21 protein-coding genes are annotated in these 21222 nt (G+C 60.2%); 17 read left to right on the top strand and 4 right to left on the bottom strand.

Translation table 11 applies throughout. The annotated features are described in order from the left end of the window. Positions 1–71: 71 nt before the first annotated feature. Entirely contained in the window at positions 72–1238 is a 1167-nt protein-coding gene (locus KCG87_RS24880) for a PLP-dependent aminotransferase family protein (protein WP_210559051.1), read from the bottom strand. An 82-nt stretch (positions 1239–1320) separates the two neighbouring features. Between KCG87_RS24880 and KCG87_RS24875 the strand changes: the two genes are divergently transcribed. The 3 genes from KCG87_RS24875 to KCG87_RS24865 all read left to right on the top strand — a co-directional run bounded on the left by KCG87_RS24875 (position 1321) and on the right by KCG87_RS24865 (position 4150). Then, complete coding sequence (locus KCG87_RS24875; protein WP_134785821.1) at positions 1321–1767, top strand: MarR family transcriptional regulator; 447 nt, start codon at positions 1321–1323, stop codon at positions 1765–1767. Positions 1768–2083: 316 nt separating this feature from the next. After that, on the top strand, positions 2084–3433 hold the full coding sequence (locus tag KCG87_RS24870; RefSeq protein ID WP_027613339.1) for an NCS2 family permease: 1350 nt from the start codon (positions 2084–2086) through the stop codon (positions 3431–3433). Positions 3434–3523: 90 nt separating this feature from the next. Next, positions 3524–4150: a LysE family translocator gene (locus KCG87_RS24865; RefSeq protein WP_003223174.1), complete on the top strand. Its 627-nt coding sequence runs from the start codon at positions 3524–3526 to the stop codon at positions 4148–4150. Between the two features lie 192 nt (positions 4151–4342). Here KCG87_RS24865 and uraH read toward each other — a convergent pair whose 3' ends face one another. Continuing rightward, entirely contained in the window at positions 4343–4696 is a 354-nt protein-coding gene (gene uraH / locus KCG87_RS24860; protein WP_003223171.1) for a hydroxyisourate hydrolase, read from the bottom strand. A 421-nt stretch (positions 4697–5117) separates the two neighbouring features. Here uraH and puuE point away from each other — a divergent pair, with 421 nt between their 5' ends. The 8 genes from puuE to KCG87_RS24820 all read left to right on the top strand — a co-directional run bounded on the left by puuE (position 5118) and on the right by KCG87_RS24820 (position 13425). Then, the gene (gene puuE / locus KCG87_RS24855) at positions 5118–6044 is read left to right on the top strand and encodes an allantoinase PuuE (protein WP_096797017.1); all 927 of its coding nucleotides are present in this window, start codon (positions 5118–5120) and stop codon (positions 6042–6044) included. Further along, entirely contained in the window at positions 6041–6556 is a 516-nt protein-coding gene (gene uraD / locus KCG87_RS24850) for a 2-oxo-4-hydroxy-4-carboxy-5-ureidoimidazoline decarboxylase (protein WP_135295277.1), read from the top strand. Before puuE ends, uraD begins: the two co-directional genes overlap by 4 nt. Before the next feature lie 88 nt (positions 6557–6644). Beyond that, complete coding sequence (gene alc / locus KCG87_RS24845) at positions 6645–7640, top strand: allantoicase (RefSeq protein ID WP_003223166.1); 996 nt, start codon at positions 6645–6647, stop codon at positions 7638–7640. Between the two features lie 117 nt (positions 7641–7757). Further along, positions 7758–8261 (top strand): ureidoglycolate lyase, encoded by a 504-nt coding sequence (locus tag KCG87_RS24840; protein WP_027613342.1) that lies wholly within the window; start codon positions 7758–7760, stop codon positions 8259–8261. Positions 8262–8312: 51 nt separating this feature from the next. Further along, complete coding sequence (locus tag KCG87_RS24835) at positions 8313–9626, top strand: urate hydroxylase PuuD (RefSeq protein WP_134785817.1); 1314 nt, start codon at positions 8313–8315, stop codon at positions 9624–9626. 337 nt (positions 9627–9963) lie between these two features. Beyond that, positions 9964–11322 (top strand): nucleobase:cation symporter-2 family protein, encoded by a 1359-nt coding sequence (locus KCG87_RS24830; RefSeq protein WP_047292943.1) that lies wholly within the window; start codon positions 9964–9966, stop codon positions 11320–11322. 157 nt (positions 11323–11479) lie between these two features. Beyond that, positions 11480–12265: an outer membrane protein OmpK gene (locus tag KCG87_RS24825; protein ID WP_027613345.1), complete on the top strand. Its 786-nt coding sequence runs from the start codon at positions 11480–11482 to the stop codon at positions 12263–12265. Between the two features lie 374 nt (positions 12266–12639). Continuing rightward, positions 12640–13425 (top strand): outer membrane protein OmpK, encoded by a 786-nt coding sequence (locus KCG87_RS24820; RefSeq protein WP_027613346.1) that lies wholly within the window; start codon positions 12640–12642, stop codon positions 13423–13425. A 123-nt stretch (positions 13426–13548) separates the two neighbouring features. On the opposite strand, the gene KCG87_RS24815 is transcribed toward KCG87_RS24820, so the two are convergent. Further along, on the bottom strand, positions 13549–14721 hold the full coding sequence (locus tag KCG87_RS24815) for a patatin-like phospholipase family protein (RefSeq protein ID WP_210559050.1): 1173 nt from the start codon (positions 14719–14721) through the stop codon (positions 13549–13551). Positions 14722–14756: 35 nt separating this feature from the next. After that, positions 14757–15692, bottom strand: a complete 936-nt coding sequence (locus KCG87_RS24810; protein WP_210559049.1) for a lipid A biosynthesis lauroyl acyltransferase — start codon at positions 15690–15692, stop codon at positions 14757–14759. 117 nt (positions 15693–15809) lie between these two features. Here KCG87_RS24810 and minC point away from each other — a divergent pair, with 117 nt between their 5' ends. From minC to KCG87_RS24780, 6 genes are all read left to right on the top strand, one after another. Beyond that, entirely contained in the window at positions 15810–16547 is a 738-nt protein-coding gene (minC, locus tag KCG87_RS24805) for a septum site-determining protein MinC (RefSeq protein ID WP_098967915.1), read from the top strand. Between the two features lie 199 nt (positions 16548–16746). Beyond that, entirely contained in the window at positions 16747–17559 is an 813-nt protein-coding gene (gene minD / locus KCG87_RS24800; protein ID WP_098967914.1) for a septum site-determining protein MinD, read from the top strand. After that, the gene (gene minE / locus KCG87_RS24795; protein WP_003223146.1) at positions 17559–17813 is read left to right on the top strand and encodes a cell division topological specificity factor MinE; all 255 of its coding nucleotides are present in this window, start codon (positions 17559–17561) and stop codon (positions 17811–17813) included. The genes minD and minE overlap by 1 nt, the downstream gene beginning before the upstream one ends. Positions 17814–17904: 91 nt before the next feature. Continuing rightward, positions 17905–18540, top strand: coding sequence for an RluA family pseudouridine synthase (locus KCG87_RS24790; protein ID WP_027613350.1), 636 nt, complete (start codon positions 17905–17907; stop codon positions 18538–18540). A gap of 53 nt (positions 18541–18593) precedes the next feature. Further along, positions 18594–19691, top strand: a complete 1098-nt coding sequence (locus tag KCG87_RS24785; RefSeq protein WP_210559048.1) for a hypothetical protein — start codon at positions 18594–18596, stop codon at positions 19689–19691. 172 nt (positions 19692–19863) lie between these two features. Next, the gene (locus tag KCG87_RS24780) at positions 19864–21153 is read left to right on the top strand and encodes a M18 family aminopeptidase (RefSeq protein WP_041068806.1); all 1290 of its coding nucleotides are present in this window, start codon (positions 19864–19866) and stop codon (positions 21151–21153) included. The last annotated feature ends 69 nt before the right edge of the window (positions 21154–21222 follow it).

Raw genomic sequence — 21222 nt, 5'->3', positions numbered from 1 at the left:
GAAGAGGCCCTCCCAGCCAACGCAAATCCCAGACAAAAATAAACCGGCCCTAGAGCCGGTTTATTCGTTTTTCAGGCCGCTTGATCTATCTGCGCCTGCCTCAATACCGTCGCCAATCGTTTAAGCCCTTCATCCAGTCGCGCCGGATCGATGTGACTGAAATTCAAACGCAGATGCCCGAGGTTTTTATCCGGTTCGGGAAAGAACGGCTCGCCCGGCATGAACGCCACGTCATTGGCCAACGCCTCGTTGAGCAACGTCCGTGTATCCAGCGGTTGCTTCAGCGTCAGCCAGAAGAACAGCCCGCCCTGCGGCATGTTCCAGTTCGCCAGATCGGAAAAGTGCGTTTCCAGCGCTGACTGGAAAGCATCGCGGCGCTGCCGGTAGAAACCGCGCAGTTCGCTCAGGTGCTGCTGATATTTTTCCGTGCCGATCCATTGCAGTGCCTGCCACTGGCCGATGCGGTTAGTGTGCAGATCTGCCGATTGCTTGAGTTTGAGCAAATGCGGGAACAGGTCCGGGCTGGCGATCAGGTAGCCGACGCGCAAACCCGGCAGCAAGGTTTTCGACACGGTGCCGGTGTAGATCCAGCTGGCTTTCTGCAAACGCCCGGCAATCGGTTTGGCGCTGCCGCCATCGAACGTCAATTCGCGGTACGGCTCGTCTTCGATCAGGGTCACGCCGAATTCATCGAGCAATGCGGCGACGGCGGCGCGCTTGGCTTCGCTGTAGCGCACGGCGGAGGGGTTCTGGAACGTCGGGATCAGGTAGATGAACGCCGGGCGATGCTGTTCCAACCGACTGCGCAGTTGCGCGAGATTGGGGCCGTCGGATTCTTGCGGCACGGTCAGGCAATCGGCGCCGAACAGCTGGAAGATCTGCAACGCGGCAAGGTAGGTTGGCGCCTCCAGCAGGATTTCGGTGCCTTTGTCGATGTATAACTTGGCGGCCAGATCCAGGGTCTGCTGGGAACCGCTGACCACCAGCACCTGACTCGCCGTGCACTCCAGCCCCAACGCTCGCGCCTGCGCCGCCAGCGCTTCACGCAGCGCCGGCTCGCCCTCGCTCATGCCGTACTGACCAAGCGCCAGCGGCATCTCGGACCATTCGACTTTCGGCAGCATGGCTTCGGCGGGAAGGCCACCGGCGAACGACATCACCTCCGGGCGCTGGGCGGCGGCGAGGATTTCACGGATCAGAGAACTTTTAAGGCGCGAAACACGTTCGGAAAAAGCCATGGGAGTCACCGGTAGCGAGGCCTGGGAAAAATGAGTCAAACTGGTTGACTGAAACTACGACAGCTTGAGCGAGTACGTCAACATGCTTGACCTTAAAAACCCCGCCAGCCAGCAACAGGCGATGGAAGCGTTTTTCTTCGGCTATCAGGCGTTCACCGCCAAGGCTGATGAAATGCTCGAGCGCCGCGGCCTGTCCCGGGTGCATCAGCGGATTGTGTTCTTCATCGCGCGTTATCCGAATTTGAGTGTGAAGGAATTGCTGGGATTGCTCGGCGTCAGCAAACAGGCGCTGAACATGCCGCTGCGCCAGTTGCAGGAAATGCACCTTGTGGAAAGCGTGGCGTCGGAGGCAGACAAGCGTAAGCGCCTGCTGGAGCTGACTACTGAAGGTGAGAAGTTTGAGCAGGCGTTGCGGCGCGAGCAGGTGAAATTGCTCGAGCGGGTGTTTGCTGAGGCTGGGGAGGCGGCGGTGAATGGGTGGTTGTCGGTGAATATGGCGCTTGGGAGCACTCAGTCACATCTTGATTGACTGGACTGGCCTCTTCGGGAGCAAGCCCCCTCCCACAGTGGATCCAGTGGACCCTAATCATGGGTAACCAGCAGAACCCTGTGGGAGGGGGCTTGCTCCCGAAGGGGCCAGAACAAGCGATATATCCCTATCGCCTGACCTTTCGTAAACAAAACCAAAAACAATATTTGCTTTATTTGTACACAAAAGCATAATCCACTGCGTGCGAGTTCCTGACCGCATGGTCAACAAATTCGCGTATGCCTCAAAGGGCTGCTGCCACCCCTCATGGGTCCGGCCCTGGAAATAACAATAAAACTCTTGAGGAGTACTCGCTGTGGAAAGCCGCAAATCCGAAGCATCGACGCTGGAACTCTCGCCGCCCTTACGCACAGGCGTGCTGGAGCGCATCTTCAAACTCAGCTTGCATGGCACCACGGTGAAGACCGAGCTGATTGCCGGTCTGACAACCTTCATCACCATGGCTTACATCATCTTCGTCAACCCGAACATCATGGCCGATGCCGGGATCGATCACGGTGCAGCCTTCGTCGCCACCTGCATCGCCGCCGCGCTCGGCTGCCTGCTGATGGGCCTGTACGCCAACTGGCCAGTGGGCCTGGCACCGGGCATGGGCCTCAACGCCTTCTTCACTTACACCGTAGTCGGCACCATGGGCTACAACTGGGAAACCGCGCTCGGTGCGGTGTTTGTTTCCGGTGTGCTGTTCATGATCCTGACCTTCTCGCGCATTCGCGAATGGCTGCTCAACAGCATTCCGGTCAGCCTGCGCTTTGCGATGGGCGCTGGCGTCGGCCTGTTCCTCGGGCTGATTGGTCTGAAAACCGCCGGTATCGTCGTCGACAGCCCGGCCACCCTGATCAAACTCGGCTCCCTGCGTGAACCCGGCCCGCTGCTGGCGGCGATCTGCTTCCTGATGATCGCGATCCTCAGCTACCACAAAGTCTTCGGCGCGATCCTCATCAGCATCATCACCGTGACCCTCGCCGGTTGGGGCCTGGGCATCGTGCACTACGAAGGGATCATGTCGACCCCGCCAAGCCTGGCACCGACCTTCATGGCAATGAACGTCGCGGGCGTGTTCAACGTCAGCATGATCAGCGTGGTCCTGGCTTTCCTCTTCGTGCACATGTTCGACACCGCCGGCACCCTGATGGGTGTGGCCCAGCGCGCCAATCTGGTCAACGCAGACGGACGTATCGAAAACCTTTCCCGAGCGATGAAAGCCGACAGCGCCTCCAGCGTCTTCGGTGCGGTGGTCGGCGTTCCGCCCGTCACCAGCTATGTGGAAAGTGCCGCAGGTGTAGCGGCTGGTGGTCGGACTGGTCTTACCGCAGTCACCGTGGGTGTGCTATTTATAGCCGCGATGTTTTTCGCACCGCTGGCCGGGATGATTCCGGCTTACGCCACTGCTGGTGCGCTGATTTATGTCGCGATGCTGATGATGGGCGGCATGGCGCACATCGAATGGGATGAGGCCACTGACGCCATCCCGGCGATTGTCACAGCGATCATGATGCCGCTGACCTTCTCGGTCGCCGACGGCATTGCGCTGGGCTTCATCACCTACGTGGCGTTGAAGGCCGGTACCGGCAAGTACAAGGAAATTTCCGTCAGCCTGTGGGTGCTCTGCGCGATCTTCATCGCGAAGTTCATCTTCTTGTAAGCGTCACGCGGTTCAAGCGTCAAACCAGCCTCACCCTCGCGGGTGGGGCTTTTGCACATTCTTGAGTACAACAAAAAAAGGAGCAAAGTGATGAGTCTGGAAACCTGGCTGCTGTTCAGCGGCGCTGCACTGGTGGTGATCCTGATTCCGGGGCCGCTGTCATTGCTGATGATCAGCAACAGTCTGAACTACGGCTTGCGCCGCTCTTACCCGGCATTTCTCGGCGGCGTGATCGCTTCGATCTGCCTGCTCAGTGCGTCGGCGCTGGGGCTTGGCGCCCTGCTGCTGGCGTCGGAACAACTGTTCAGCGCCCTGAAAATCGTCGGCGCGCTGTACCTGTTCTACCTCGCCTGGCAGAGCTGGCAGCAATCGCGCCAGCCAGCGGTCGGCGCCGAAGTGCCGCAGGCCGCTCCGGTGCCACGTTTCCGCACGCTGTTCGGCCGCGCGTTTGTCTTGGGCGCGAGCAATCCGAAGGACATTCTGTTTTTCGCCGCGTTTCTGCCGCAGTTCCTTAGCGCGCAACAACCGTTTCTGCCGCAGTTGCTGATCATGATCGCGACCTGGGTGGTGCTCGACCTGTGCTGCAAACTGGCTTACGGGCTGGGTGCACATGGCGCGGCGCGCTATCTGCGCAGCGGCAAGGGGCAGAGCTGGTTCAACCGGGTGAGTGCCGGATTGTTCAGTGGTGCCGGTGCTGCGTCGCTGTTGAGCCGCTGACAGCAAAAGCTTCGCGAGCAAGCCCGCTCCCACATTTGGAATGCATCCCCTTGTGGGAGCGGGCTTGCTCGCGAAGGCGTCAGATCAGACAACACTTTCCTCCAGGCGAAAAAAAGCCCGCAGTGTGAGCGGGCGAAAGACCAAAGAAGCTATATGCGCAGTCGCTTCCCGGTGGGGGCAGCTGCTTGGGGGTCAGCTGCCCCGATAGGTGGAATAGCTGTAAGGCGAGATCAGCAGGGGTACGTGGTAATGATCCTGCTCGGCGGAGATGCCGAAACGCAGCACCACCACGTCGAGGAACGCCGGCTCCGGCAGTTGCACGCCACGGGCGCGGTAGTAATCGCCGGCGTGAAACTGCACCTGATAGACCCCGGTGCGGTAGTCATCGCCTTGCAGCAGCGGCGCATCGACCCGGCCATCGCTGTTGGTAATCGCACTGGCGACCAATTCCAGGTGCGAACCTTCAACGCGGTACAGCTCGACCTTGATCGAGCTGCCCGGGCAACCGTGTGCAGCGTCCAAAACGTGTGTTGTCAAACGTCCCATTGATTCTGCGCGCCTGGCCGCAAAGAGCAGTCAGACTTCGCGCCTCCCGAAGTCAGGTAAAAAGGAGACCGCACCGATTCGGAGCACGAAAAGTTGCGGCGAGCGACTGATTAAGACACTTTTCAAAGAAATTGTACACAATAAAAACGACATTTTTCACCTCATCCCCGCCATTCGGGCGTTTGCCCCTGATCTGCCCCTCAAGCGCTTGGCTATTGAACCTCACAACCATTAGCTGACTGATCAGGCAGGTTTCTTGCAGGCTCACGCCATTAACAGCAAAAGATGACAGTCGGTGAAAAATGCGAAAATTCAGGCTTACAAATTGCGAATAAAGTTGTATACAATCAGCCCATCGCTGTGACGCCAGCCTGTGCAGGCCGTTACACAAACCTGTCAACGAATAAGAAGGAAGACTGCAGTGAGCGCTGACTACCCACGCGACCTGATCGGTTACGGCAGTAACCCTCCTCACCCACACTGGCCGGGCAACGCGCGCATCGCCCTGTCCTTCGTGCTCAATTACGAAGAAGGCGGCGAGCGCAACATTCTGCACGGCGACAAAGAATCCGAAGCCTTCCTCTCCGAGATGGTTGCTGCCCAGCCGCTACAAGGCGCGCGCAATATGAGCATGGAATCGCTTTACGAGTATGGCAGCCGCGCCGGCGTCTGGCGGATCCTCAAGCTGTTCAAGGAATTCGACATTCCCCTGACCATCTTCGCCGTGGCCATGGCTGCCCAGCGCCACCCGGATGTGATCCGCGCGATGGTTGAAGCCGGTCACGAGATCTGCAGCCACGGCTACCGCTGGATCGACTACCAGTACATGGACGAGGCGCAGGAGCGCGAGCACATGCTCGAAGCGATCCGCATCCTCACCGAACTCACCGGCGAACGCCCACTGGGCTGGTACACCGGCCGCACCGGCCCGAATACCCGGCGCCTGGTGATGGAAGAAGGCGGTTTCCTCTACGACTGCGACACCTACGACGACGACCTGCCCTACTGGGAACCGAACAACCCGACCGGCAAACCGCACCTGGTGATCCCGTACACCCTCGACACCAACGACATGCGCTTTACCCAGGTGCAGGGCTTCAACAAGGGCGACGATTTCTTCGAATACCTCAAAGACGCGTTCGACGTACTGTACGCCGAGGGCGCCGAAGCGCCGAAGATGCTTTCGATCGGTCTGCACTGCCGGTTGATCGGCCGTCCGGCGCGTCTGGCCTCGCTCAAGCGCTTCATCGAATACGCCAAAAGTCATGAACAGGTGTGGTTCAGCCGTCGCGTCGACATCGCGCGTCACTGGCACGAAACCCACCCGTACCAAGGGGCCGCCCAATGAGCCGCTTTCAAACCCTGCAACCGTCGAGCCTGAGCCGCGACGCTTTCGTCAAAGCCTTCGCCGACATCTACGAACATTCGCCATGGGTAGCCGAGAAGGCCTACGACCTGGGAGCGGACGCCTCGATCGACGAGATCGAAACCCTGCACCAGCGCATGAGCGACATCCTGTTGAGCGCCGATCACACCAGTCAACTGGCACTGATCAATGCTCACCCGGACCTGGCCGGCAAAGCTGCCGTCCAGGGCCAACTGACCGAAGCCAGCACCAATGAACAGGCTGGCGCCGGTATTCACCAATGCACGGCCGAAGAGTTCCAGCGCTTCACCGAGCTGAACGACGCCTACAAAGCCAAGTTCAAGTTTCCCTTCATCATGGCGGTAAAAGGCAGCAACCGGCATCAGATCCTCGCGGCGTTCGAAACGCGCATTCACAACTCGGTCGACACCGAATTCAAATGCGCGCTGGCGGAGATCAACAAGATCGCCCTGTTCCGTTTACTGACTCTCTAGCGAAGCCTGGCCCGAGTGCATCAAACGCGGAGAGCACCCAGGGCCTTGCAAGCATCCCCAGCCAACTTATTAAAGGCAGACAAGAAGAATGAAAGCTTACGCCGTACCTTTCGAGAAGTTCGTCAACCTGGCCGATGCCCGTCTGGGCACCAAAATCATCTCGGTCACCGATGACTGGTTCGCAGACGCCAATCGTCTGTTTCAGCCGACCCCGGCCGTGTGGAAGGAGGGGGTGTTCGACGACAACGGCAAGTGGATGGACGGCTGGGAATCGCGTCGCAAGCGCTTTGAAGGCTACGACAGCGCGGTGATCCGCCTGGGCGTACCGGGTTCGATCAAAGGCGTGGACATCGACACCTCATTCTTCACCGGCAACTTCCCGCCATCGGCCTCGCTGGAAGCGTGCTTCCTGGCCTCGGGCGAGCCGGACGAAAACACCCAGTGGACTGAAGTGCTGTCGGCCGTCGAGCTGCAAGGCAACAGCCACCACTACCACGAAATCAGCAATGACCAAGCGTTCAGCCACTTGCGCTTCAACATCTACCCGGACGGCGGTGTCGCCCGTCTGCGCGTGTACGGCATTCCGTTCCGCGACTGGTCCGCTGTTGGCGACAACGAACAGGTTGACCTGGCAGCAGCCCTCAACGGTGGCCGCGCCCTCGCCTGCTCCGACGAACACTTCGGTCGCATGAGCAATATCCTCAACCCGGGCCGTGGCATCAACATGGGCGACGGCTGGGAAACCGCACGTCGTCGCACCCCGGGCAATGACTGGGTGATCGTCGCGCTGGGCCACCCGGGCGAGATCGAAAAAATCATCGTCGACACCCTGCACTTCAAGGGCAACTACCCGGACACCTGCTCGATCCAGGGCGCGTTCGTCAAGGGCGGCACCGACAGCCAGATCGAAACCCAGTCGCTGTTCTGGCGTGAACTGCTGCCGAGCCAGAAGCTGGAAATGCACGCCGAACACACCTTCGTCGAGCAGATCAAGGCACTGGGCCCGATCACCCACATCCGTCTGAACGTGTTCCCGGACGGTGGTGTGAGTCGCCTGCGCGTTCTCGGCAAGGTAGCGAAGTAAGCGGCGCGACCATTCGCGAGCAAGCTCGCTCCCGCATTGATCGCAATTCCTGTGGGAGCGAGCTTGCTCGCGAAAGCGTCAGATCAAACAACACAGAATTCGGATAAGAAGAACAGCATGCGCACACTAACGATTGAACCGCTGACCAAAGAAGCCTTCGCCCCCTTCGGTGACGTGATCGAAACCGACGGCAGCGACCACTTCATGATCAACAACGGTTCGACCATGCGCTTCCACAAACTGGCGACGGTCGAAACCGCTACGCCTGAGGACAACGCGATCATCAGCATCTTCCGCGCCGACGCGCAGGACATGCCGCTGACCGTGAGCATGCTGGAACGCCATCCGCTGGGCAGCCAGGCTTTCATTCCGCTGCTCGGCAACCCCTTTCTGATCGTGGTCGCGCCACTTGGCGATGTACCTGTATCAGGCTTGGTCCGCGCCTTCGTCACCAACGGCAGGCAGGGCATCAATTACCATCGCGGCGTCTGGCACCACCCGGTGCTGACGATCGAAAAGCGGGATGACTTCCTGGTGGTTGATCGCAGTGGCACAGGCAATAACTGCGATGAGCATTTTTTCAAAGAGGATGAGCGTTTGATCCTCGCCCCCCACCAATAAGAGAAGGTCTGATCACTCGACAACAAGAGTGACAGGCGAGAGGTAAAGACTGTGGAAGCACATCTGTTGGAATGGCTGAACCTGAGCGTGCGCTGGGTTCACATGATCACTGGCGTGGCCTGGATCGGCGCGTCGTTCTACTTCGTCTGGCTGGAGAACAACCTCAACCGCGTCAACCCGAAAACCGGTCTTGCCGGTGATCTGTGGGCAATCCACGGCGGCGGTATCTATCACCTGGAAAAATACAAACTGGCCCCACCGTCGATGCCGGAGAACCTGCACTGGTTCAAATGGGAAGCCTACTTCACTTGGATGTCGGGGATCGCGCTGCTGTGCGTGGTGTTCTACTCCAATCCCGTGCTCTACCTCGTGGCACCCGGCAGCGGCCTGACCGGCCCTGAAGGCGTGGCCATCGGCATCGGTTCGCTGATCGCCGGCTGGTTCATCTACGACTTCCTCTGCGATTCGGCTCTGGGCAAGAAACCCGCCCTGCTCGGCTTCATCCTGTTCGTGCTGATCATCGGCGCGGCGTATGGCTTCAGCAAGGTGTTCAGCGGTCGTGGCGCGTATCTGCACGTCGGCGCGATCATCGGCACCATCATGGTCGGCAACGTGTTCCGCATCATCATGCCCGCGCAGCGTGCACTGGTCGCCGCGATTGCCGAGAACCGCACACCGGATCCGGCGCTGCCCGCCAAAGGCCTGCTGCGTTCGCGTCACAACAACTACTTCACCCTGCCGGTGCTGTTCATCATGATCAGCAACCACTTCCCGAGCACTTACGGCAGCCAGTACAACTGGTTGATTCTGGCCGGGATCGCGGTGTTGGCGGTGTTGGTGCGTCACTACTTCAACACCCGTCACGACAGCCACAAGTTTGCCTGGACCCTGCCCGTGGCAGCGGTGGGCATGATCACCCTGGCGTACGTCACCGGCCCTGCGCCGATGCCGACCGCACCGGACGTGGCCAAGGCACCCGCGAAAATCGAGTACCAACCGCTGCCGGAAACGGCACTGGGCGGTGGCGCGAAACCGGCTGAAACGGCGGCACCTGCAGCGCCAGCAGCCCCTGCAGCAGCACCGGCGCAAGCGTCCAACGCAGGCCCTGCGTTCGACAAGGTGCACAACGTGATCCAGGAACGCTGCGCGGTCTGCCATTCGGCCAAACCGACCAGCCCGTTGTTCAGCGCGGCGCCCGCCGGTGTGATGTTCGACACCCCCGAGCAGATCCGCCAGAACGCGGCGCGGATCCAGGCGCAAGCCATCACCACGCAGATCATGCCACTGGGCAACATCACGCAGATGACCCAGCAGGAACGTGACCTGATCGGTGCATGGATCGCCCAGGGAGCCCAGACCAACTGAGCCAGACAAAAGCCTGTGTAAAAGCAGGCTTTTGGGGTGAAGGGATTTACCTGTGCTTGAGGATCTACCTGTGGTGAGGGGATTTATCCCCGATCGGCGGCGCAGCCGTCGCAATACCTGTAATTACCATCTGCCTGATGTATTGCGATTGCAGGTTTTTGGGGCTACTTCGTAGCCCATCGGGGATAAATCCCCTCGCCACAATAAATCTCCTCATAACAAATGGTTTCCTCACCACAACAAGCTTTTTGCCACATATATGAATGATGCAAAAGGACAGCTGTGAGCCACCCGGCAGCTGTTCAATCACAAGAATAAAAAAGATCCGAGGTGTTGCATGTCCGAGCTGTCCAAAGCGCGCATCCCCGACGCACCCGCCATTCAGCGTTTGCCCCTTTTGCAACTGATCCTGGTCGGTTTGCAACATGTTCTGCTGATGTACGGCGGTGCCATCGCGGTGCCGTTGATCATCGGACAGGCCGCTGGCCTGAGTCGTGAAGAAATTGCCTTCCTGATCAACGCCGACCTGCTGGTCGCCGGTATCGCCACCATCGTCCAGTCGCTCGGCATCGGCCCGATGGGCATCCGCATGCCGGTGATGATGGGCGCCAGTTTCGCCGCCGTCGGCAGCATGGTCGCCATGGCCGGCATGCCCGGTATCGGTCTGCAAGGGATCTTCGGCGCGACCATCGCCGCCGGGTTCTTCGGCATGCTCATCGCGCCGTTCATGTCCAAGGTCGTGCGCTTCTTCCCGCCTTTGGTGACCGGCACAGTCATCACCTCGATCGGTTTGTCGCTGTTCCCCGTGGCCGTGAACTGGGCCGGTGGCGGTGCCGCCGCGGCGCAATTCGGCTCACCGATTTATCTGGCCATCGCCGCTCTGGTACTGGCGACCATTTTGCTGATCCACCGCTTCATGCGCGGCTTCTGGGTCAATATTTCCGTGCTGATCGGCATGTGCCTGGGCTACGTGCTGTGCGGCGCCATCGGCATGGTCGACCTGAGCGGCATGGCCAACGCGCCATGGGTTCAGTTCGTCACCCCGCTGCACTTCGGCATGCCGAAATTCGAACTGGCGCCGATCCTGTCGATGTGTCTGGTGGTGGTGATCATCTTCGTCGAGTCCACCGGGATGTTCCTCGCGCTGGGCAAAATCACCGGTCAGGAAGTCTGCCCACGGATGCTGCGGCGCGGCCTGCTGTGCGATGCCGGGGCCTCGTTCGTCGCCGGTTTCTTCAACACCTTCACCCACTCCTCGTTCGCGCAGAACATCGGCCTGGTGCAGATGACCGGCGTGCGTTGCCGTTCGGTGACCATCGTTGCCGGTGGCCTGCTGATCGTGCTGAGCCTGCTGCCGAAAGCCGCATTCCTGGTGGCGTCGATTCCGCCGGCGGTGTTGGGCGGTGCGGCGATCGCGATGTTCGGCATGGTTGCTGCCACCGGCATCAAGATCCTGCAAGAAGCCGACATCGGCGACCGGCGTAATCAACTGCTGGTGGCGGTGAGCATCGGCATGGGCCTGATCCCGGTGGTGCGTCCGGAGTTCTTTGCGCATCTGCCGCTGTGGATGAGCCCGATCACCCACAGTGGCATCGCCATGGCCACGCTCAGCGCGCTGACGTTGAATCTGCTGTTCAACATCCTCGGCGGCGCCGAACGCGCAGCGATCAACGACTGCCACGCACATCAGCATTAACAGCAACCGATTTAACCCTGTAGGAGTGAGCCTGCTCGCGATAGCGGTATGACATTCAACACTTGAGTTGACTGAAAGAACGCCATCGCGAGCAGGCTCACTCCTACAAAGGGAAACAGCTCTGCGCCTTAAAAATAAAAACAAGAGGGAGCAACCGATGATTCGCACGCAAACCAGCGTTCTGTTGAGTGGCGGCCTGCTGGCCGCGAGTCAGGCCATGGCCGGCGATTTACTGCTGTGGCAGACCAACAGCCTGAGCTACCTGTACGGCAAGAACTTCGCGATCAACCCGTCGATCCAGCAGACGGTGACGTTCGAGCACGCCGACAAGTGGAAGTACGGCGACAACTTCCTGTTCGTCGACAAGATCTTCTACAACGGTCAGGAAGACCGCAACAAAGGCCCGCACACCTTCTACGGCGAATTCACCCCGCGCTTCTCGTTCGGCAAGATCTTCGACCAGAAAATCGAGTTCGGCCCGATCAAGGACGTGCTGCTGGCGATGACCTACGAGTACGGCGAAGGCGACAGCGAGGCCTACCTGATCGGCCCCGGCTTCGACCTCAAGGTGCCCGGCTTCAACTACGTGACCCTGAACATCTTCCGTCGCCAGACCGAAGGCCCGCGCCCCGGCGACGGCGTCTGGCAGATCACCCCGGGCTGGTCGTACAGCGTGCCGCTGGGCAATTCCGACCTGTTGATCGACGGCTATCTGGACTGGGTGGTCGACAACGACCAGAACTCGCGCGGCACCTACCACGCCAACCTGCACATCAATCCGCAGATCAAATACGACCTCGGCAAAGCCCTCGGCTGGAGCCACAAGCAGCTGTATGTCGGCACCGAATACAGCTACTGGAAGAACAAATACGGCGTCGAAAGCAGCCACAACCTCGACACCAACCAGAACACCGCCAGCCTGCTGGTGAAGGTGCACTTCTGAGATGGCCCGCAACCGTGCCCCATACCTGTCGTCGGTGCTCTGTTGCGGGGCACTTGAGAGCTGGCCGAGGAGTCAGTATTCTCCGCGGCCTCTTGAATTCGGTCTAAAAAAAAGCCCGGATTTAATTCCTGACCGACAAGCCAACTTATCCCGGCCCCGGTCAGTACCGAGGCATCCCGAAAACACGCGCAATCGACTGTTTTTCAGCAGCCGAACGGGCGTTTTTTTGCTTTTCGAAAGCGTTGGCCCAGCTCTTGCTATCACCAGCGAAGCTGACCGATCGGATGACTTTTGCAGCGACGAAAAAAGGCGCCACACCAGAGCGCCGATCTTAAAAAAAATAAACGTGGAACACCTACTTTGGGAGCAACCGAATGAAACGTATGTGCACCAGCCTGATGCTCGCGGGATCGATGCTGGCCGGCGGCGAGGCCATGGCCGACGGCCTGCTGCAATGGCAGAACAACAGCCTGACCTACCTCTACGGCAAAGACTTCAAGGTCAACCCGGCGATCCAGCAGACCGTCACCTTCGAGCACGCCGATGCCTGGAAGTACGGGGACAACTTCCTGTTCGTCGACAAGATCTTCTACAACGGCAAGCCGGATGGCGGCGTCGGCAACAACACTTACTATGGCGAATTCAGCCCACGCCTGTCGCTGGGCAAGATCCTCGACCAGAAGATCGAATTCGGTCCGGTCAAGGATGTGCTGCTGGCGATGACTTACGAGTTCGGTGAAGGCGACGTCGAGTCGTACCTGATCGGCCCGGGTTTTGACCTGGCGATTCCAGGCTTCGACTACTTCCAGCTGAACTTCTACCAGCGCCACACCGAAGGCTCGCGCGCCGGTGACAACGTCTGGCAGATCACCCCGGTCTGGTCCTACACCATTCCGGTTGGCGACTCGAACATCCTGATCGACGGTTTCATGGACTGGGTGGTCGACAACGACGTCAACAGCAAAGGCGAATACCACGCCAACCTGCACTTCAACCCACAGGTCAAATACGACCTGGGCAAGGCGCTGAATTTCGGCGAGAAGCAGCTGTATGTCGGTGTTGAATACGACTACTGGAAAGACAAGTACGGGATCGACGACACCCGTGCGTTCACCACCAATCAGAACGTGACCAGCTTCCTGGTGAAGTTCCACTTCTGATCCTGGTATCGCTGGCGTCTGCAAGGACGCCATCGCTGGCAAGCCCGCTCCCACACTGGTTTTGTGACCAACACAGAACCAATGTGGGAGCGAGCTTGCTCGCGAATGGCTTCAGCACAAATATCAGGTGGGCGCGACCGCCTCGGTGATCCCGAGAAACCGGCACAACTCCTCACGCTTGGCCAACGCATCGCGCCGTCCCAGGTCGATCAGTTCGCTGCAATACCCCGCCTCGAACAACAGATAACTCAGCACCCCTGCCCCACTGGTCTTGGTCGCCCCCGGGCCGCGCAAGAACAGACGCAATGCCGCCGGCAATTCCTGTCGATGTCGCGCTGCGATTTCATCGATCGGCTGACTCGGCGCAATCACCAGCACTTCCACTGGCGCCACGCCCAACTCACGAGTCGGCACGCCCTCGGGCATCAGGTGGCTGAACTGGTTCAGACGCTGCAGCAACTCGATGTCGCTCTCCAGACTGTCAATGAACGTGCTGTTGAGCATGTGCCCGCCGATCTGCGCCAGCGTTGGCTGCTGACCGGTGTAGGCGCGCTCCAGCGGCTGCTGCGGATCAAACCCGCGCGGGTTGCCGCTGACGCCCACCACCAGCACCCGACTCGCGCCCAGGTGCAGCGCCGGGCTGATCGGTGCCGACTGGCGTACCGCGCCGTCGCCGAAATATTCCTCACCGATTTTCACCGGGGCAAACAGCAACGGGATCGCCGAACTGGCGAGCAGATGGTCCACCGACAATTGCGCCGGCACGCCGATCCGCCGATGGCGCAACCACGCATCGATCGTGCCGCCGCCCTGATAGAAGGTCACCGCCTGCCCCGATTCGTAGCCGAACGCGGTCACCGCCACCGCATGCAATTGCTTGCGCGCGATGGATTCGGCGATACCGGGCATGTGCAGTTTTTCATTGAGCAGCTCGCGCAGCGGCGAACTGTTGAGCAGCGCCACCGGCAGTTGGCGACCGATGCCGAGCAGGCTGTGACTGACAAAGCGGCTGGCCTGACGGATCACCCCCGGCCAGTCACTGCGCAACACCCGATGACTGCGAAAGCCCTGCCAGAACAGCGTAAGGCGTTCGATGGCCGCGCGAAAATCGCTGGCGCCGCTGGCGAGGCTGACCGCATTGATCGCCCCGGCCGAAGTGCCGACGATCACCGGAAACGGATTGTCCGCGCCCAGCGGCAGCAATTCGGCAATCGCCGCCAGCACCCCCACCTGATACGCCGCCCGAGCCCCGCCGCCGGAAAGAATCAAACCTGTGACCGGTTCCGCTGGGCTCATCGCAACGCTCCATGGTGCTTGAAAGGGTGAGTGAATCAGCCGCGCCGTTTCGGGTAAAGCTTCGGCTCGCCCGGTGGACGGCTCTTGAAGCGGCGGTGCGCCCACAAGTATTGCTCAGGACAGGCGCGCAGCGCACTTTCCACCCACTGGTTGATGCGGATGCAGTCGGCTTCTTCGGTCTCGCCCGGGAAGTCTTCCAGCGGAGGATGGATCACCAACCGGTAACCGCTGCCGTCGGCCAGACGCTCCTGAGTGAACGGCACCACCAGCGCCTTGCCCAGACGGGCAAACTTGGTGGTCGCAGTCACCGTCGCCGCCTGAATGCCGAACAGCGGCACGAAGATGCTTTGCTTGGCGCCGTAGTCCTGATCCGGTGCGTACCAGATCGCTCGGCCCGAACGCAGCAACTTGAGCATGCCACGCACGTCGTCACGCTCCACCGCCAGCGAATCGAGATTGTGCCGCTCACGGCCCCGACGCTGGACGAAGTCGAACAACGGGTTCTTGTGCTCGCGGTACATGCCATCGATGGTGTGCTGCTGACCGAGCAACGCGGCGCCGATTTCCAGGGTGGTGAAGTGCGCGGCCATGAGGATCACCCCCTTGCCTTCGCGCTGGGCGTTTTGCAGATGCTCCAGGCCTTCGACGTGGGCCAGTTTGGCCAGACGCTCACGGGACCACCACCAGCTCATCGCCATTTCAAAAAACGCGATGCCGGTGGAGGCGAAGTTTTCCTTGAGCAGACGTTTACGCTCGGCGGCGGATTTTTCCGGGAAGCACAGTTCGAGATTGCGCTTGGCGATGCGCCGCCGGTCGCCGGCCACGCGATACATCAATGCGCCCAAAACACGACCGATCGTCAGTAAAACCGCATATGGCAACTGCACGACCAGCCACAACAGCCCCAGACCGCACCAGAGCGGCCAGAAGCGGGGAGAAAGAAAGGCTCTTCGAAAACGCGGGCGATCCATTAAAGCTTCCGTAAATTCAGTGGCCGCGCATTCTACATCGTTCGACCCGGCTTGCGGCTCGCGGGCGTTCTCGTTATAAGTCTCGGCACTTTTAGTGACAAGCCGTTGTATGCCGATATGAGCCAAAACGAAACGCCAGACCGAGATCCCGTGTTCCAGTTGAAGGGCAGCATGCTGGCCATCACGGTGCTGGAACTGTCCCGCAACGACCTCGACAGCCTTGATCGGCAACTGGCCGCCAAAGTCGCCCAGGCGCCGAATTTCTTCAGCAATGCACCGCTGGTCCTGGCGCTGGACAAACTGCCGCCCGGCGAAGGCGCGGTCGATCTGCCCGGCCTGATGCGCGTATGCCGTCAACATGGCCTGCGCACCCTGGCGATCCGCGCCAGCCGTATCGAAGACATCGCTGCCGCCATCGCCATCGACATCCCGGTGCTGCCGCCGTCCGGCGCCCGCGAGCGACCGCTGGAAGCGCCGGAACCGGAAGTCAAAAAGAAGCCGGAAAAGCCGCCGGAGCCAACGGTCAAACCGACCCGCGTCATCACCACGCCAGTACGTGGTGGCCAACAGATATATGCCCAGGGTGGCGATCTGGTGGTGGTGTCCTCGGTCAGTCCGGGGGCGGAACTTCTGGCCGATGGCAACATCCATGTATACGGCCCGATGCGCGGTCGCGCACTGGCCGGCGTCAAAGGCGACACCAAGGCGCGGATTTTCTGTCAGCAATTGAGCGCTGAACTGATCTCCATCGCCGGGCATTACAAGGTTTCCGAAGATTTGCGCCGCGATCCACTGTGGGGCTCCGGCGTCCAGGTCAGCCTGTCGGCCGACGTGTTGAACATCATTCGGCTTTAACGGATACTGCCGCATTTTCCAAGCATCTCTAAAACGTAGCGAAAACGGCTCAAACGAAGTAGGAAAAAGGAACAAGCAGCGTTTGCCCCCGGCAATTGCGACTTGCGCCGAATTCCAGCCAAGGCTGTCCGACTGCAGTAGTTTTCAAGAGATGTTTTTCAGGGGCTAAAAAGTCCTTCTTCCTTAGGGGTGAAACACCTTGGCCAAGATTCTCGTGGTTACATCCGGCAAGGGTGGTGTGGGTAAGACCACCACCAGCGCCGCTATCGGTACCGGCCTCGCTCTGCGCGGCCATAAAACAGTGATCGTCGACTTCGACGTGGGCCTGCGTAACCTCGACCTGATCATGGGTTGCGAGCGTCGCGTGGTGTACGACTTCGTCAACGTGGTCAACGGCGAAGCCAACCTGCAGCAGGCCCTGATCAAAGACAAGCGCCTGGAAAATCTCTACGTGCTGGCCGCCAGCCAGACCCGCGACAAAGACGCGCTGACCCAGGAAGGCGTGGAAAAAGTCCTGATGCAGTTGAAGGAAGACTTCGACTTCGTGGTCTGCGACTCCCCGGCGGGCATCGAGAAAGGTGCGCACCTGGCCATGTATTTCGCCGACGAAGCGATCATCGTGACCAACCCGGAAGTGTCCTCGGTACGTGACTCCGACCGCATGCTCGGCCTGCTGGCCAGCAAATCGCGTCGCGCCGAAAAAGGCGAAGACCCGATCAAGGAACACCTCCTGCTGACCCGTTACAACCCGCAGCGCGTCAGCGATGGCGAGATGCTGGGCGTCGAAGACGTGAAGGAAATCCTGGCCGTGACCCTGCTGGGCGTCATCCCTGAGTCGCAGGCGGTCCTGAAGGCTTCCAACTCGGGCGTTCCAGTGATTCTCGACGACCAGAGCGATGCCGGTCAGGCGTACAGCGATGCCGTTGATCGTCTGCTGGGCAAAGAAAAAGAACATCGTTTCCTCGATGTTACGAAGAAGGGATTCTTCGAGCGCCTGTTTGGAGGTAGGTAATGAACCTTTTTGACTTCTTTCGTGCCAACAAAAAGCCAAGTACCGCCTCGGTAGCGAAAGAGCGTCTACAGATCATCGTGGCGCATGAGCGCGGCCAGCGCAGCACGCCGGATTACCTGCCAGCCTTGCAGAAGGAACTGGTCGACGTGATCCGCAAGTACGTCAACATCGGCAACGACGACGTACATGTTGCACTGGAAAGCCAGGGCAGTTGCTCGATTCTGGAACTCAACATCACCCTGCCCGATCGCTGAGTCGATCCGGCAGGAACGACGGCGGCTCAGGGCCATTCCCATCGCGGAATGGCCCTGAGCCGCCGTTGGCATTTGTTACGAGGCTGTTTTAATGCCGTTGTCCAACATCCGCATCATCCATCAGGACGCCGCCGTACTGGTGGTCGACAAACCGACGTTGCTGCTCTCGGTGCCCGGTCGCGCCGACGACAACAAGGACTGCCTGATCACCCGCCTGCAGGAAAACGGCTACCCGGAAGCGCGCATCGTCCATCGCCTGGACTGGGAAACCTCCGGCATCATTCTGCTCGCTCGTGACGCGGATACTCACCGCGAACTGTCGCGGCAGTTTCACGATCGTGAAACAGAGAAAGCCTACACTGCGCTCTGCTGGGGTCAGCCGGAACTGGACAGCGGCAGCATCGACCTGCCGTTGCGCTACGATCCGCCGACCAAACCGCGGCACGTGGTCGACCACGAATTCGGCAAGCATGCGCTGACCTTCTGGCGCGTACTGGAACGTTGCGGCGACTGGTGCCGCGTCGAACTGACGCCGATCACCGGTCGCTCGCACCAGTTGCGTGTGCACATGCTGTCCATCGGTCACCCGCTGCTGGGCGACGGGCTGTACGCCCATGAGCAGGCCTTGGCGGCCTGGCCGCGTCTGTGCCTGCACGCCAGCATGCTGAGCTTCACCCACCCGCAAACCGGCGAGCGGTTGCGCTTCGAATGCCCGGCACCGTTTTAAGCGCTGCCTGAGTGGCGGCGCTGTTTTCTTTTGGACAAGGATTTTGTTTTCGGATGAGTTGTATTGATTCCCTGGTAACCCCCCTCACGAAAGTTCGTCATCAACTGCTTTACCTGATTTACGGCAATCAGGATGTGTACCGGCGCGAAGCCAAGTTCAGCATCCTGACCGCGCTGTCCCAGGCTAAAAACGGCGAGCGACCGGCGATCCGCATTCTCACTGATCGCCCCGACGACTATGCGGGCTGGCCGGTCGACACGGTGTTGCTGGACGAAGCGACCCTGACCCGCTGGCAAGGCACCCACGGCTATCACCACCGCCGCAAGGCCTGCGCCATCGCCGCGGGCATGCAGTGGGCGGAAAAAACCCTGTTCGTCGACACCGACACCCTGTTCACCCGCCACCCGAGCCAACTGTTCAAATTCATCGAGCCGAATCGCTCGGTGATGGATCGCTTCGAGTACGACTGGAAAGATGTGCACCAGCGTCCCGACTATCAAAAACTCGGTCGCGACCTGCGCAGCCACGGCGTGACGCCGGATAACGGTTTCAAGCTCTACAACAGCGGCTTGTGCGGCGTGACCGACAGCGACTCGGCGCTGTTCGAAGAGTCAATCCGCCTGATTGATGAGTGGACACTCGGCGGCTTCGAAATCCACACCATCGAACAGATCGCCCTGTCGTATGCCATGCGCGAGCGTCAGGTGGTGGAAGCGCGCAAACACGTCTACCACTACTTCGCGGAAAAACGTTTCTTCCACGCGATGCAGACGTACTTCTTCTCCCAGCACGGCGAGCAGTTCAGCCAGCGCCTGGTGGATCTGTGCAGCGATGTGCCACGGGTCAAGCCGTTCCCCTCGGCCTGGCGCCGATTGAAAATCAAATGGAAGCTGCGCCACCAGAAAGGTGCCCTGCGCAAGGTCGGTCGTGATCTGCTGTACGGCAGCGCTGCGCCGGAAGATCCGTACTACAGCGTTTGCCGACACGAATGGTGGGAATGCGCCTCGCGGGAAATTCTGCGTTGGGACGAGAGCCAGCAGAAAAAACTGCTGAGCCAGAAGTCCTGGCCGCAACAGCTGCCGCGTCCGGATAAACCGGAAGATGAAAAAGTCATCATGAACTATTTGAAAAAACGCGTAGCCGCCCGCTGATCCACATTACTCCCTGTGGGAGCGGGCTTGCTCGCGAAAGCGGTGTGTCATCCAAAAATCTGCATCTGACCCACCGCTTTCGCGAGCAAGCCCGCTCCCACCCCGATCCTGCCCGGATTCAATTCCCGGGCCGATGCGTTAAACTCGCGCCCATTGCTGTCTGGAGCTTCTTATGCGCGAAGAGTTGAACCAAGGCCTGATCGACTTCCTCAAGGCCTCCCCTACCCCGTTCCACGCCACCGCCAGCCTTGTTCAGCGTCTGGAGGCCGCCGGTTACGTGCGCCTCGACGAGCGCGAGCCGTGGACCACCGAGGCCAACGGCCGCTACTACGTCACCCGTAACGACTCCTCGATCGTCGCGATCAAAATGGGCCGCAACTCGCCACTGCACGACGGGATTCGTCTGGTCGGCGCCCACACCGACAGCCCGTGTCTGCGGGTCAAGCCGCAACCGGAACTGCAACGTCAGGGCTTCTGGCAACTGGGCGTTGAAGTCTACGGCGGCGCGCTGCTGGCGCCGTGGTTCGACCGCGACCTGTCGCTGGCCGGGCGCGTCACCTTCCGTCGCGACGGCAAGGTCGAAAGCCAGTTGATCGACTTCAAGGCGCCGATCGCGATCATTCCCAACCTGGCGATTCACCTGAACCGTGAAGCCAATCAGGGCTGGGCGATCAACGCACAGACGGAGCTGCCGCCGATCCTCGCGCAGTTCGCCGGTGACGAACGCGTCGACTTCCGCGCCGTACTGACTGATCAACTGGCCCGTGAACATGGCCTGAACGCCGATGTGGTGCTGGATTACGAGCTGAGTTTCTACGACACCCAGAGCGCGGCGGTCATCGGCCTGCATGGCGACTTCATCGCCGGTGCGCGCCTGGACAACCTGCTGTCATGCTACGCCGGCCTGCAAGCCCTGCTCAGCGCCGACACCGAAGAAACCTGCGTGCTGGTGTGCAACGACCACGAAGAAGTCGGCTCCTGCTCTGCCTGCGGTGCCGATGGCCCGATGCTCGAACAGACCCTGCGCCGCCTGCTGCCGGAAGGTGACGAGTTCGTCCGCACCATCCAGAAATCGCTGCTGGTCTCGGCCGACAACGCCCACGGCGTGCACCCCAATTACGCCGAGAAGCACGACGCCAACCACGGTCCGAAACTCAACGCCGGCCCGGTGATCAAGGTCAACAGCAACCAGCGCTACGCCACCAACAGCGAAACCGCCGGGTTCTTCCGCCACCTGTGCATGGCCGAAGAAGTACCGGTGCAGAGCTTCGTGGTGCGCAGCGACATGGGCTGCGGCTCGACCATCGGCCCGATCACCGCCAGCCACCTGGGCGTGCGCACCGTCGACATCGGCCTGCCGACCTTCGCCATGCACTCGATCCGCGAACTGTGCGGCAGCCACGATCTGGCGCACCTGGTCAAAGTGCTGAGCGCGTTCTACGCCAGCCGCGAGTTGCCTTAAAAGCTGAAAAGCTTCGCGAGCAAGCCCGCTCCCACATTGGAATGCATTTCAACCTGTGGGAGCGGGCTT

The organism is Pseudomonas sp. MWU347, assembly GCF_017947305.1.
Classification (GTDB): Bacteria; Pseudomonadota; Gammaproteobacteria; order Pseudomonadales; family Pseudomonadaceae; genus Aquipseudomonas; species Aquipseudomonas putida_A.
This window is presented reverse-complemented; position numbering and strand designations above follow the sequence as displayed.

Excerpts from the sequence above, each read along its gene's own strand:
- KCG87_RS24875 (WP_134785821.1), top strand. The coding sequence starts at position 1,321 with ATGCTTGACCTTAAAAACCCCGCCAGCCAGCAACAGGCGATGGAAGCG.
- KCG87_RS24880 (WP_210559051.1), bottom strand. The coding sequence starts at position 1,238 with ATGGCTTTTTCCGAACGTGTTTCGCGCCTTAAAAGTTCTCTGATCCGT.
- minE (WP_003223146.1), top strand. The coding sequence starts at position 17,559 with ATGAACCTTTTTGACTTCTTTCGTGCCAACAAAAAGCCAAGTACCGCC.
- KCG87_RS24830 (WP_047292943.1), top strand. The coding sequence starts at position 9,964 with ATGTCCGAGCTGTCCAAAGCGCGCATCCCCGACGCACCCGCCATTCAG.
- KCG87_RS24785 (WP_210559048.1), top strand. The coding sequence starts at position 18,594 with ATGAGTTGTATTGATTCCCTGGTAACCCCCCTCACGAAAGTTCGTCAT.
- uraH (WP_003223171.1), bottom strand. The coding sequence starts at position 4,696 with ATGGGACGTTTGACAACACACGTTTTGGACGCTGCACACGGTTGCCCG.
- KCG87_RS24780 (WP_041068806.1), top strand. The coding sequence starts at position 19,864 with ATGCGCGAAGAGTTGAACCAAGGCCTGATCGACTTCCTCAAGGCCTCC.
- alc (WP_003223166.1), top strand. The coding sequence starts at position 6,645 with ATGAAAGCTTACGCCGTACCTTTCGAGAAGTTCGTCAACCTGGCCGAT.
- KCG87_RS24825 (WP_027613345.1), top strand. The coding sequence starts at position 11,480 with ATGATTCGCACGCAAACCAGCGTTCTGTTGAGTGGCGGCCTGCTGGCC.
- KCG87_RS24865 (WP_003223174.1), top strand. The coding sequence starts at position 3,524 with ATGAGTCTGGAAACCTGGCTGCTGTTCAGCGGCGCTGCACTGGTGGTG.
- minC (WP_098967915.1), top strand. The coding sequence starts at position 15,810 with ATGAGCCAAAACGAAACGCCAGACCGAGATCCCGTGTTCCAGTTGAAG.
- KCG87_RS24790 (WP_027613350.1), top strand. The coding sequence starts at position 17,905 with ATGCCGTTGTCCAACATCCGCATCATCCATCAGGACGCCGCCGTACTG.
- KCG87_RS24820 (WP_027613346.1), top strand. The coding sequence starts at position 12,640 with ATGAAACGTATGTGCACCAGCCTGATGCTCGCGGGATCGATGCTGGCC.
- uraD (WP_135295277.1), top strand. The coding sequence starts at position 6,041 with ATGAGCCGCTTTCAAACCCTGCAACCGTCGAGCCTGAGCCGCGACGCT.
- KCG87_RS24840 (WP_027613342.1), top strand. The coding sequence starts at position 7,758 with ATGCGCACACTAACGATTGAACCGCTGACCAAAGAAGCCTTCGCCCCC.
- KCG87_RS24815 (WP_210559050.1), bottom strand. The coding sequence starts at position 14,721 with ATGAGCCCAGCGGAACCGGTCACAGGTTTGATTCTTTCCGGCGGCGGG.
- KCG87_RS24810 (WP_210559049.1), bottom strand. The coding sequence starts at position 15,692 with ATGGATCGCCCGCGTTTTCGAAGAGCCTTTCTTTCTCCCCGCTTCTGG.